We start from the raw sequence: 13435 nt of genomic DNA, 5'->3' as shown, positions 1-13435 counted from the left end.
CGTTGACGCGGTTGTCAATCTCGCTTACCTTCCGTCTACTTTTTAAGCTTATTTATATTTCAGGGCAGGGGATATTCGTGAATGCTATTGCCGTCGCGCCGGCGATCGGGCTGAAGCGCTCGATTGACCATGTGACTGACCAACCCAAAGTAATCGTTGATCGTTCGACCAGCGCCGTACCTGCCAAGTCGGAAGCCGTTGCGCCGGATGCCGAGGCGCCCAAGCGTGCCTATCCGGCAGCGGCCGAACTGCCGACTCAGGTGGGCCCAAAGGGACTGCGCTTCGACTTCAATGATGGCGCCCGGGTATTTTGTCCCGAAGCCGAAACTCCCTGGCGCGTGCGGATTTGCGACGCCGAGTGCGGCAATCTTCTTTTCGAGACGCAGTTTGCGGGTGGCCGCGTCAACAGCTCAAAGCGATACTACGTTCGTTTCCGGATCGAGGTTCTGCAGGGCGATGATGTCGTCTTCTCGCACGAGTACAATGCGAGGGACCGTCACGTCCTGATCCAGCTTCCGATCGGCACCCTGGGCGACACGATCGGCTGGTTTCCCTATGTGGCGAAGTTCGGGGAAGCGCATGGGTGCAGGCTGACCTGTGCGATGGCGGAGAAGTTGATTCCGCTGTTCCGGGATGCGTATCCCGAGATCAACTTCGTCACCCACGAGGAAATTCAGACCGACCGCTACTACGCCACGTACAGCGTCGGATTGTTCTTCGACGACAAGAACTTCGTGTTTCAGCCGTGCGACTTCCGCCATGTCGGGCTGCACCGGACCGCGGGATACATCCTCGGCGTCGATCCGGTCGAGACGGCGCCCCGCATCTCGCTTGCGGATGATCGCAGACCGTTTCCCGAGCCTTACGTCTGCATCGCGGTGCAGAGCACCACGCAATGCAAATACTGGAATAACCCCGCCGGCTGGCGGGAGCTGACCGGCTTTCTCACGCAAGCCGGCTATCGCGTGATCTGCATCGATCAGAAGCCGACGCACGGCCACGAGCTGGTATGGAATCACATTCCCAACGGCGCGGAGGACTGGACCGGTGATCGGCCGATCCAGGAGCGGGCGAACCTGCTCAAGCACGCGGCGTTTTTCGTCGGCCTTTCCAGCGGGCTTTCATGGCTGGCCTGGGCGGCCGGCACTCCGGTCGTGATGATCTCGGGATTCACGCATCCGACAAATGAATTTGCTACGCCCTATCGGGTCATCAACTATCACGCGTGCAACAGCTGCTGGAACGATCCGGCGGTTCGATTCGACCACAAGGATTTCTTTTGGTGTCCCCGCCACAAGGGGACGCCGCGTCAGTTCGAATGCACAAGGCTGATCACCGTGGATCACGTCAAATCGGTGATCAGAACGATTCCTGGATTTAAGCTTTAGCCATTTTCAAGCACTCATTTTTTTGGGGGGAGCGCTGCCATGAGCACAACGTTTGTAAGCTCGGGTGTTACCAGCTCAGGACTGATCGAAACGGGGTCCAATATTCTCGAGGTCCTCAACGGGGGCCATGCGGTCACGACGACGCTGAGTAGCGGTGGCCAGCTTCTGGTCGACGCCGGCGGCTACGCGGTGGGGACCACGATTTCCAGTGGCGGCACCGCCACGATCAGTGCGGGCGGCGGGGCCGATCGTCTCGCCGTTTCGAGCGGCGGCACTCTAAACGTGGCCGGCACGGTCAACAGCTTCACCGCTGTGTTCACCGGCGGTGTCGAGAACATCGAGGCCGGCGGGTTCATCTCTGGTGCAGTCGGATCCGGAACGGGAATTTCGGGCGGCACCGTCAACGTGCTGGCGGGCGGCTCAGCCAGCTATCTCAGCGTGTCCAGTGGCGGCATCTTCAACGTAGCCGGCACGACACTCAGCATGATTGGGGTGCGTGACGGCGGCGTCGAAAACGTGCTGTCGGGTGGTTTCATTTCGGGCGCGACCAGCTCGGGTACCGGCGTTTCCGCCGGCGGCATATTGAACCTTCAGGCCGGCGGGTCCGCCGTCCATGTTGGCGTTTCCAGCGGCGGCACGTTCAACGTTGCCGGCCGTGTGCTGAGTAACGTTGCCATCTATGCCGGCGGCGTCGAGAACGTGCTGTCGGGTGGCTCGATCTCCGGAGCGAGCGGATCCGGGACCGGCGTTTCGGGCGGTACGCTGAACCTTTCGGCTGGCGGCACGGCGGCCTATGTCGGCGTCTCGGCCGGCGGTGTCTTCAACGTCGCCGGTACGGTGCTGAGTTCTGTCGGCGTGTATAGCGGCGGCGTCGAGAACGTGCTGTCGGGCGGCGTGGTCCAGGGTGTGTCCGGAGGCTTCGGCACTGCGATCTCCGGCGGCACGGTGAACGTGCAGGCGGGCGGGTCCGCGACCGCAATGTTCGTCTATGCCGGCGGTGCGCTGAACGACAGCGGCGTCGTCACCAACCAGTTCGTGCTCAGCGGCGGCGTGGAAACCGTTTCGTCCGGTGGTCTCGCGTCGGGTGCACAGATTTCGGCCGGCGGTCTGCTCGACGTTCTCGCCGGGGGCTCGGCGACGGGTATCGGCGATGCCGGAAGGGTCGTCATCGAAGCCGGCGCCACCGCCGACCACATCCTGGTTTCGTCCGGCGGCGTGCTCAGCGTCGGCGGCACCATTACCAGCAATACCGGCGTGTTGGCCGGCGGCGTCGAGACTGTCTTGTCCGGCGGGCTCATCTCTGGTGCGGCCGGGTCCGGAACGGGAATTTCGGGCGGCACGATCAACCTGCAGGCCGGCGGATCGGCCTTCTACGTCGGCGTTTCGAGCGGCGGCACGTTCAACGTGTCCGGTTATGTGGGCGCAGGGTCCGTCTACAACGGAGGCGTGGAAACCGTTTATTCGGGTGGGCTGATCTCGGGTGGCGCTGGAATCGGAACAGGGGTCTCGGCCGGCGGCACACTGACCGTACTCGCGGGCGGCTCGGCCGCATGGGTGGGCGTTTCGAGTGGCGGCGTTTTCAACGTGTCCGGCACCTTCCTCAACAATGGCGGCGTCTATGCCGGCGGCGTGGAGAACGTCTATTCGGGTGGGGTTGTCACCGGCGTCACCAGCTCGGGGACGGGTATATCCGGCGGCACCGTCAACGTATTTGGCGGCGGCGCGCTGGATCACGCGACGGTTTCCAGCGGCGGCGTTCTGAACGTCTCTGCCGGTGGCACGGCGCACCACCTGACGGTGTCGGGCGGCGGCACCATGAATGTCAGAGGCACGACCACCAGCAACGTGCTGGTCACGGACGGTGGTGTCGAGAACGTGTTTTCCGGCGGGTTGATCTCCGGAACTTCCGGCTCCGGCACCGTCATCTCCTCCGGTGGCATCGTGAACCTGCAGGCCGGTGGTGCTGCGGCTTATCTGACCGTTTCGAGCGGCGGCACGTTCAATGTGTCGGGCACCGTGCTCAGCAATGTGACCGTTTCTGCCGGCGGCGTTGAGAACGTCTTCTCGGGTGGCGTTGTCGGCGGCGCGTCAGGCTCCGGGACGTCCATTTCCGGCGGCACACTCAACGTCCTCGCGGGCGGCTCGCTCGCTCACGTGACGGCCTGGAGCGGCGGCAATCTGAACGTCTCCGCCGGCGGTACCGCGCACAACATCACGGTGTCGAGTGGCGGCATCATGAACGTTGCAGGCACCATCACCAGCAACACGTTGATCATGGACAGCGGCGTGGAGAACGTGCTGTCCGGCGGACTGATCACCGGCTCGACGAGTGGCGGCGCGACCACCGTTTCCGCTGGAGGCGTATTGAACGTTCTGGCCGGCGGCTCGGCGGCGTTCGTCGGCGTGTCCAGCGGCGGTACCTTCAATGTCGCGGGCAATGTGCTGAGCAATACAGCAATCTTTAGCGGTGGCATCGAAAACGTCTTGTCCGGAGGATCGATCTCGGGAGCGAGCGGATCCGGGACCGGGGTTTCGGGCGGCACCTTGAACTTGTCGGCTGGCGCCACGGCTTCCTTTGTCGGCGTGTATAACGGCGGCATCTTCAATGTTGCGGGCACCGTGCTGAGAAATAACGGCGTCAATGCCGGCGGTGTCGAGAACGTGCTGTCCGGTGGGCTGATCACCGGAGCCATCAGCTCCGGGACCGGCGTTAACTCGGGCGGCGTACTGAACGTCCAGGCCGGCGGCTCGGCGGCGTTCGTCGCCGTTTCGAGCGGCGGCACGCTCAACGTGTCGGGCACCGTGCTCAGCACGGTCGGCGTCTATGCCGGCGGCGTTGAGAACGTATTCTCGGGTGGCGTCGTCACCGGCGCATCGGGCTCCGGCACGGGTATAGCCGGCGGCACGGTCAACGTATTCTCGGGCGGTGCGCTGGCCTACGCGGGGGTATCCAGCGGCGGCGTCTTGAATGTTTCCGCCGGCGCTACGGTGCACGACGTCGGGGTGTCGAGCGGCGGCACGTTCAACGTTGCCGGCGCGGTGACCAGCCACGTCGCGGTATTTGCCGGCGGCACCGAGATCGTATCGTCGGGCGGCTCCACGGGACCGGTCATCATTTCCGGCGGCTTGCTTGAATTGCAGGCCGGCAGCGTCGCGAGCGGCGGCATCACCTTCAGCGGCTCGGGCGGGCAGCTCAAGATCGATGGCACGTCGATATCCACCACCATCAGCGGGCTGGTGCTGGGCGACAGCATCGATCTGGCAGGCCTCAATTTCGTATCCGGCGGGTCGGCGACCTTGCTCCCGGGCAATATCCTGCATGTCACGGAGGGGGCTTCCACCTTCGACCTGCAGCTCGATCAGACGCCCGGCGTGCGGTTCGGCGTCAGCGCGGATTCCGGCACCGGCACGCTGATCACGGCGCGCGCCGATAGCGCGCCGGTCACGTCCGCGTCCAACATACAGGCGAGCCTGGGCCAGAGTTTTGCAGCGGCTTCCAGCCTCTTCAGCGTGTCGGACGCCGACGGCGATACGATCACCCAATACGCGTTCTGGGACACCGAGGGTAACGGACATTGGGCCATCAACGGTGCCACCCAGGCAACCAACGCCGAGATCGATGTGTCCGCGGCGAACCTGTCGCAGGTCAGCTACGTATTTGGTCCAACTGGATCGACGGATTCCCTCTACGTCCGGGCAAATGACGGTACGGTCTGGGGCGGCTGGACCAAATTTACGGCAACGGCATTTGCGGACACCGCACCGACCGTGAACGCAAGCAACGTCACTGCGGCGCACGGTCAGACATCGGTTGCCGCATCGAGCCTGTTCACGGTGTCCGATCCGGATCCGGATACGATGACCCAGTTCGCCTTCTGGGACACCGGCGGAAACGGCCACTGGGTGGTGAATGGTGTCGCCCAGGCCGCCGGCGTCGAGATCGATGTTCCGGCGTCGCAGCTGTCGCAGGTGAGCTACGTCTTCGGGCCGACAGGGTCAGCCCCTGACACGCTGTATATCAGGGCGAATGACGGAACGTTGTGGGGAGGTTGGAAGGCGTTCACGGCAACGCCGGGACCCGATCGCGCTCCGGTTGTCACAGCGCCGAACCTGACGGGAATCCACCTGCAGCAGTCGGTTTCCGCGACCAGCATCTTTACGGCCACGGATCCCGACGGCGATACGATCACCCAGTACGCCCTCTGGGACACCGGTGGCAACGGCCACTGGGTGGTGAACGGTGTTGCCCAGGCTGCCAACACCGAGATCGATGTCTCTGCAGCGCAGCTGTCGCAGGTGAGCTATGTGTTCGGCCCAGGCGGCTCAGCGCCCGATACGCTCTACGTGCGGGCCAGCGACGGAATGTTGTGGGGAGCGTGGACGGCATTCACGGCGATGCCCGGGATCGATGATCCACCGACCGTTACGGCGTCGAATGTGAAAGCGGCCCATGGGCAGACATCGGCGCTCGCCTCGAACCTGTTCTCGGTGTCGGATAGCGAGAATGATACGATCACCCAGTATGCCTTCTGGGATACTGGAGGAAACGGCCACTGGGTGGTGAATGGTGTCGCCCAATCCGCCGGCGTCGAGATCGACGTTGCGGCGGCGAACCTGTCGCAGGTGAGTTACGTGTTCGGTCCTGGCGGCTCGACGCCTGATACGCTCTACGTGCGGGCGAAGGACGCCGGATCTGCGTGGAGCACCTGGACAGCGTTCACAGCCACACCGGGGGACGACATTGCTCCGGTCGTCACGGCATCGAACGTGACCGCGCTTCATGGGCAGACGTCGGCTCTCGCCTCGAACCTGTTCTCGGTCTCGGACAACGAGCACGATACGATCACCCAGTACGCCTTCTGGGACACCGGCGGAAACGGCCACTGGGTGGTGAACGGTGTCGCGCAGTCCGCCGGCGTCGAGATCGACGTTGCGGCGGCGAACCTGTCGCAGGTGAGTTACGTGTTCGGCCCCGGCGGCTCGACGCCCGATACGCTCTACGTGCGCGCCAATGACGGCTCGAAGTGGAGCGCCTGGACCGCGTTCACAGCTACACCGGGGGACGACATTGCTCCGGTCGTTACTGCATCGAACGTGACCGCGCTCCATGGGCAGACGTCGGCTCTCGCCTCGAACCTGTTCTCGGTCTCGGACAACGAGAACGATACGATCACCCAGTACGCCTTCTGGGATACCGGCGGAAACGGCCACTGGGTGGTGAACGGTGTCGCGCAGTCCGCCGGCGTCGAGATCGACGTTGCGGCGGCGAACCTGTCGCAGGTGAGCTATGTGTTCGGACCGGGCGGCTCGACGCCCGACACACTCTACGTGCGCGCCAATGACGGCTCGAAGTGGAGCACCTGGACCGCGTTCACGGCAACGCCGGGACCCGACGTTGCGCCGGTGGTCACGGCATCGAACGTGACCGCGCTCCATGGGCAGACGTCGGCGCTCGCCTCGAACCTGTTCTCGGTCTCGGACAACGAGCACGATACCATCACCCAGTACGCCTTCTGGGATACCGGAGGAAACGGCCACTGGGTGGTGAACGGTGTCGCCCAGTCCGCCGGCGTCGAGATCGACGTTGCGGCGGCGAACCTGTCGCAGGTGAACTACGTGTTCGGACCGGGCGGCTCGACGCCCGATACGCTCTATGTGCGCGCCAATGACGGCTCGAAGTGGAGCACCTGGACCGCGTTCACGGCAACGCCGGGACCGGACGTTGCTCCGGTCGTCACCGCGTCGAACGTGACCGCGCTCCATGGGCAGACGTCGGCGCTCGCCTCGAACCTGTTCTCGGTCTCGGACAACGAGAACGATACGATCACCCAGTACGCCTTCTGGGATACCGGCGGAAACGGCCACTGGGTGGTGAATGGCGTTGCCCAGGCCGCCAACACCGAGATCGACGTAAGCGCGGCGAACCTGTCGCAGGTGAGCTACGTGTTCGGCCCCGGCGGTTCGACGCCCGATACGCTCTGGGTGCGAGCCAATGACGGCAGCATGTGGGGAGCCTGGAAGAGCTTCACCGCAACGCCGGGACCCGACACTGCCCCGGTCGTTACCGCATCGAATGCAAACGTAACCGGAATTCACGACCATTCGAACGCGGCCTCGAGCCTGTTCTCGGTGTCGGATAGCGAGAACGATACGATCACCCAATACGCCTTCTGGGATACCGGAGGAAACGGCCATTGGGTTGTGAATGGCGTCGCCCAGGCCGCCAACACCGAGATCGATGTGAGCGCGGCGAACCTGTCACAGGTGAGCTACGTGTTCGGCCCCGGAGGCTCGCCATCGGATACGCTCTGGGTGCGGGCCAATGACGGCAGCATGTGGAGTTCCTGGAAGAGCTTCACGGCCACCGCAACGAACCAGGCGCCAACAGTCGCGGTCTCGAACGTAACGACGGTCTCGGGGCAGGTCTTCGCGGCTTCGAGCCTGGTCAGCGCAACGGACGCGGATGGCGATACCATAACGAAATATGCGTTGTGGGATTCCAACACGAACGGGCGCTGGAACGTCAACGGCGTGAACCAGTCTGCGAATACGGAGATCGACGTCACTTCAGCACAACTTGCCCAGACGACCTATCAGGCCGGCTCCGGCACCGACCAACTCTGGATCCGGGCGTATGATGGCAGTGCGTGGGGTGTCTGGCAGCCTTTCAACGTAACGGGAGAGAGCCCCAGCAGCGCCACCATTGCAGCGGGAACGACCCTGGAATTGACGGGGGCTTCGAACGCCGCCGTTACGTTCCTGGGCAGCACGGGGACGCTGAAGCTCGACAATTCCGCGAGCTTCACCGGAACCGTCGCCGGGATGACCGGTTCGGACGCGATCGATTTCGCGAATATCAATTTCGCGACCGTTCAGACGCCGACCTTCAGCGGTGACAGCACGCACGGAACGCTCACGGTGACGGACGGTACTGTCACCGCCAGTATTGCGCTGCTGGGCAACTACATGGCTTCCACATTCACGGCCTCGAGCGACGGCCATGGCGGTACCTCGGTTGTCGATCCACCGGCGATGCAAGTCAGTCAGCTTGCGCAGCCGCAGCATGCGTAAGGGCTTGAGATAGGGCGGCTGTGGAGGGCCTGTTGCGGGCCCTCCGCAACCAAAATCGCTCAGCCGGCAAAGATGAAAAGGCCCGCCTCCTGGCGGGCCTTTTTTTACCTTGCAGCGCTTCCGGGATGCCGCGCAGCACCAAACGCCTGGTTGCCCAGCGCCTGATCACGGCGACGAGCTGTTGCAGGCCGCTTCCGCTGCCTGGTCGTCCACATTCGGGTCGGCCGCGGCCGTGGCCCAGGCGAGCTCGACGAGGGTCACGATCCGCCGGCCGGCACCGTCGAGCTGGCAGACGATCAGGCCTTGTTCCTCGATATAGGTCAGAAGATGCCGGGCGCGGCGTAGCGAGTGCGTGCCGTAGGCGCGAGCGATCGCGGCATCGCTCGGGCACGGCCAACCCTCCTTCGCGGCGCGCGCGATCATCATGAAGACGCCCTGCATGTCCTCGGGCAGGAGCGCAGCACGCAGCGAGACATCCTGCCAGACGTCGTCCTCCGCCATCTCGGTGCCGAGCCCGGCGCGGGCGCGCGTCAGCATCCGGCGGAAATCGGTCAGCTCCGGCACAACGGCACCGAGACCCTCGATCCGGCAGCGGACCACGAACTCCTGATAGAGCACGCCGATGGCGCGGAAGCCGGCGTCGGGCTCGGCGAGGATGGCGCGCAGGATACGGTCCAGCCGCTCACGCCGCTCGGCCAATTGCTCGGCGCTCGGCGGTGGCTCGGCAGCTTCGGGATCTGGCTCCGGTGCCGGCTGTTTGGCGGCCATCAACTGGCTGAGCAGGTCCGGCGACGGCGCACGGCGCTGTGGCCTGGCCGTTATTTCGGGCGGCGGAGCGGCCAGGATGATCGCGCGTGCGTCCTCCAGTGCCGCTTCAGGCAGCGGCATCAACCGCGGCGCCGCGTTGCGCGGCTGGGTGTCGGTCGGACCGATGCGCAAGCCCAGCGGACGGCGGGACAGCGCAGGTCCGAGCGCCATGAACTGCCCGCGCTCGAGGTCGCGAAAGGCTTCCGCCTGCCGTCGTTCCATGCCGAGCAGGTCGGCGGCGCGCGCCATGTCGATATCGAGGAAGGTGCGGCCCATCAGGAAGTTTGACGCTTCGGCCGCGACATTCTTGGCGAGCTTCGCCAGCCGCTGGGTTGCGATGATCCCGGCAAGCCCGCGCTTGCGGCCGCGGCACATCAAATTGGTCATCGCGCCGAGCGAAAGCTTGCGCGCCTCGTCGGACACCTCGCCCGCGACCGCCGGCGCGAACAGTTGCGCCTCGTCCACCACCACCAGCATCGGATACCAGTGGTCGCGGGCGATGTCGAACAGCCCGCCGAGGAAGGCTGCGGCGCGCCGCATCTGGTTCTCGGCGTCGAGCCCTTCGAGATTGAGCACCGTGGAGACGCGATGGATGCGCACGCGCTCGCCGGCGACCTGCAGGCTGCGCTCGGTATGGTCCTCGGCGTCGATGACGAGGTGGCCGAATCGCTCCGCCAGGGTGACGAAATCACCTTCGGGATCGATGATGGTCTGCTGCACCCAGGGGGCGCTCTGTTCCAATAGCCGGCGCAGCAGATGGGATTTGCCGGAACCCGAATTGCCCTGCACCAGGAGACGTGTCGCCAATAGCTCCTCGAGGTCGATGGCCGCCGAAGCGCCGGCCGTCGTTTGTCCCATCTCGATCGCTACGGTCATGTCCCGACTCAAATTGTCCTTGCGGAGAGGCGGCTTAACAAGCTGATCGCGCCGCGTCGAGCGAACCGCACCATCATCCCCAGGCACGGCCGGGAGGCGGACAATGCTGATGCTCGCCACGCGAGATGAAGATTGATTGAGCTACTACAACGTGTTTAGCTTGCGCGTCTGACGTAGATTTTTCGAACCAGTTCCCGTTCAGCTGCGCGATCCCGCCCGGTTCGGACCGCTCTTATTCAATCAGCCCGCCGAACTCTCAGCCCGTCGAACTCTATGTCTGAGTTCAACTACGACGCATTCATTTCCTACATTCTTCAGGAGCCAAACGGGAGTGATCCCTGCTTGCAAGGCTCGCGTTGTCGAAGGCATCCGCCAAAAATCGAAGGTTTCACGGATTTTATCCCCGCACACGCGCGCATGCTGCGGAGCGATCCTGATGCCGGCAGCGCGACGTTCGATCGCGCAAATCTTCCTGGCGCCGGTATTGATCTTCGCCGTTATCGCGTTCGGGCTGGTCTCGGCGCTGCTCGGCGACGGGATCTGGGACCAGGCCTCCTGGCTCGCACTTGCCGTGCCGCTCGTCGTCATCGCCTTCTACATATTCCGGCGTTCCGCGCGTCCTTCGTAGAAGGAGCGAGCGTTCGCGGTGACGCCGAAGTGATCGGCGTCGCTATTCTTGTGCCGGATACCTCCGTCCCGTTTGCCGGAGATGTCCCGTCGCGCAAACCTCGGCATAGTCCGCCGCACAAAGAAACGTGCGAGGAAACATGACTGAGAGCACCGTCGATACACTTGCGCCGTCGGTCGCGGCGCCTGGCGCAGTGTCGCCGCGAAAAGTGTTTTGGGCGACCTGGTTCGGCTGGATGCTCGATGGCTTCGATTCCTCGATGTACGCCTACATCCTGGTCGGCGCGTTGAGCGAATTGCTGCCGGCCAGCGGCATCGAGCCGAGCAAGGCCAATATCGGCATCTATGGCGGGCTGCTGTTCTCGATCTTCATGCTGGGCTGGGCCTGCTCGATGGTCTGGGGCTGGGCCGCGGACCGTTACGGACGGGTCCGGATCATGTGCTGGACGGTGCTGGTCTACTCGCTGTTCACGGCGCTGTGCGGGCTTGCGACCGGTATCGTGATGTTCGCATTGTTTCGCTTTGTTGCCGGCTTCGGCATCGGCGGCGAATGGGCCGCGGGCACGCCGCTGCTGCAGGAATCCGTGCCGGAGAATACGCGGGTGCGGCTCGCGGGATGGCTGCACACGGCGACGCCGACCGGGCTGTTCCTCGCCGCCGCCGTGACGCTTGCGATCGGCAGCACGCTCGGCTGGCGCGGCATGTTCCTGCTCGGCATTCTGCCCGCGCTCCTGATCGCGTATCTGCGCAGCAACATTCCCGAACCCGAGCGAAGCGCCGCGCGCGAGCAGCCGTCGGTCGCGGCCTTGTTTGCCGGCGACCAGGCGCGCACCACCTGGGCCGCGGCGCTGATGATGGCCTGCATCATCTTCGGCCTGTGGTCGTCGAACTTCTGGGCCCCGACCGTGATCTCGACCAAGCTGGTCGCCGCGGGCGCGACGCCCGCGCACGCGCAGGAGATGGGCGCGGTGGCCGGGCTGATCACCAATGTCGGCACGCTGATCGGCTGTCTCCTTGTGCCATGGCTCACTACCTGGCTCGGCAGCCGGCGCCGCACCGCGGTGCTGTTCTTCATCGGCGGGTTGATCTCCGTCGTGGTCTCCTATGAGGTCGCGATCGAATGGCTCGACAGCCTGACCCTGTTCATGGTGCTGCTGCCGGTGCTCGGCTTCTTCACCAATGGCGTGTTCGGCCTGTTCACGATCTGGCTGCCGGAGATGTTTCCGTCGGCGCTGCGCGGCTCCGGCTCCGGCTTCGCCTTCAGCATGGGCCGTGTGCTCGGCGCCGCCGGCCCGACCCTGATCGGCGCGCTCGCCGCCCGCACCGGCAGCTTCCCGCTGGCGATTTCGATGCTGTCGCTGATCTATGTGGTCGGCCTGCCGTTGATCGCCCTGGCGCCGGAGACGGCCGGCAAGCCGCTGGCGAAATAGCAGGCTACTTTGCGCATTACGCGGCTTCGGCCGCGCGCCGTCGCGTCAAGCGGTGGCTTACTCCGCCGGCTTCGCGGTCACTGGCGCCTGCGCAGCTACGGGGGCCTTCGCGGGCGCCTTGTCGACCTTCTTCGACCAGGAGCGGTAGTAGGCGAGTGCGGTCATCAGCACGATGCCGACAATGCTGACCGCGATCTGCATCCAGATGCTGCCGGAGACCTCGACCAGCAGCACATGCGCGATGACCGCGAGGAAAACGCCGGTGCAGAACACTTCGAGCGACTGCTGGCCGCATTTGAGCATCGGCTGGAAGATCGGCCATTCATATCCGGGCCATTCGCGCGGCAGGAAGCGGGTGACGAAGAAGGCGAGGACGATGAAGTGCAGGACGCGATAGGGCGCGAGGTTGGTCTTGTCGTTCGGATTGAACGCGTCATAGAGCCAGGCCGGCATCGCCTGTCCGAGCTCCGGGAAGCGGCCCGCCAAGGTCATCACCAGCGCGAACAGCAGATAGGCGCCGCCGAGCCATAGGAAGGCGCGCGAGCGGATGAATGTGATCGATTCGCTGGCGCCGCCGAGCGCGAACCAGCCGCCGAACACGAACAGGAACTGCCAGCAGAACGGATTGAAATACCATGAGCCGGACGGATAGGCCGGCAGGTTCCAGCCGAATTGCCGCGCCGCGAGATAGAGCAGGAACGAGGCCAGCAGCGTCAGATTGAGCTTGCGCAGCATCGCCCACAGCACCAGCGGATAGCAAAGCATCAGCGCGATGTAGAGCGGCAGCACGTCCATGTTGACCGGCTTGAACGCCAGGATCAGGCCCTGATAGAGCGTCTCGGCCGGATTGTGCATGAAGCCCGCGACGTTGAATTCATTCTGCAGGTTGGGGTCGTGATAGCGCTGGGAGAGATAGCCGATCTCGGCGATGTAGATCACGAACAGCAGGACATGCGCGACATAGATCTGCCAGGCGCGCTTGATCAGGCGGGTGGCGCCGATCACGGTGCCGCGCTCGAGCATCATGCGCGCATAGACGAAGGATGCGGTGTAGCCGGAGATGAACACGAACAGATCGGCCGCGTCGCTGAAGCCGAAATTCTTCTGCGTGATCCAGTTCACCGCGTTGTTCGGAATGTGATCGAGATAGATCGCCCAGTTGGCGAAACCGCGCAGCAGATCCAGGCGATAGTCGCGGCCACGGGGCGGCAGAACAGCCTTGACGTCCATCGGTTC

General features: G+C 64.3%; 6 protein-coding genes. 4 read left to right on the top strand and 2 right to left on the bottom strand.

Annotation, left to right across the window (positions count from 1 at the left end; genetic code table 11):
• Positions 1–2: 2 nt before the first annotated feature.
• Together ACVWYP_RS41065 and ACVWYP_RS41060 are read left to right on the top strand one after the other, a co-directional pair.
• A complete protein-coding gene (locus ACVWYP_RS41065; RefSeq protein ID WP_304497244.1) occupies positions 3–1388 on the top strand; it encodes an autotransporter strand-loop-strand O-heptosyltransferase in 1386 nt (461 codons plus the stop codon).
• Between the two features lie 39 nt (positions 1389–1427).
• The gene (locus tag ACVWYP_RS41060) at positions 1428–8459 is read left to right on the top strand and encodes a beta strand repeat-containing protein (protein ID WP_453945827.1); all 7032 of its coding nucleotides are present in this window, start codon (positions 1428–1430) and stop codon (positions 8457–8459) included.
• A gap of 165 nt (positions 8460–8624) precedes the next feature.
• On the opposite strand, the gene ACVWYP_RS41055 is transcribed toward ACVWYP_RS41060, so the two are convergent.
• Positions 8625–10142 (bottom strand): ATP-binding protein, encoded by a 1518-nt coding sequence (locus tag ACVWYP_RS41055; RefSeq protein ID WP_304497242.1) that lies wholly within the window; start codon positions 10140–10142, stop codon positions 8625–8627.
• Between the two features lie 436 nt (positions 10143–10578).
• On the opposite strand from ACVWYP_RS41055, the gene ACVWYP_RS41050 reads away from it, so the two are divergent.
• Together ACVWYP_RS41050 and ACVWYP_RS41045 are read left to right on the top strand one after the other, a co-directional pair.
• Positions 10579–10770, top strand: a complete 192-nt coding sequence (locus ACVWYP_RS41050; protein ID WP_304497241.1) for a hypothetical protein — start codon at positions 10579–10581, stop codon at positions 10768–10770.
• A gap of 139 nt (positions 10771–10909) precedes the next feature.
• Positions 10910–12199: an MFS transporter gene (locus ACVWYP_RS41045; RefSeq protein ID WP_038385226.1), complete on the top strand. Its 1290-nt coding sequence runs from the start codon at positions 10910–10912 to the stop codon at positions 12197–12199.
• Positions 12200–12256: 57 nt separating this feature from the next.
• Here ACVWYP_RS41045 and ACVWYP_RS41040 read toward each other — a convergent pair whose 3' ends face one another.
• A complete protein-coding gene (locus ACVWYP_RS41040) occupies positions 12257–13429 on the bottom strand; it encodes an OpgC domain-containing protein (protein WP_304497240.1) in 1173 nt (390 codons plus the stop codon).
• Positions 13430–13435 lie beyond the last annotated feature (6 nt).

The sequence above is a fragment of the Bradyrhizobium sp. USDA 3262 genome, from assembly GCF_054060035.1.
Note: the sequence above shows the minus strand (reverse complement) of the source record. Positions and strands in the feature narration are given on the sequence as shown.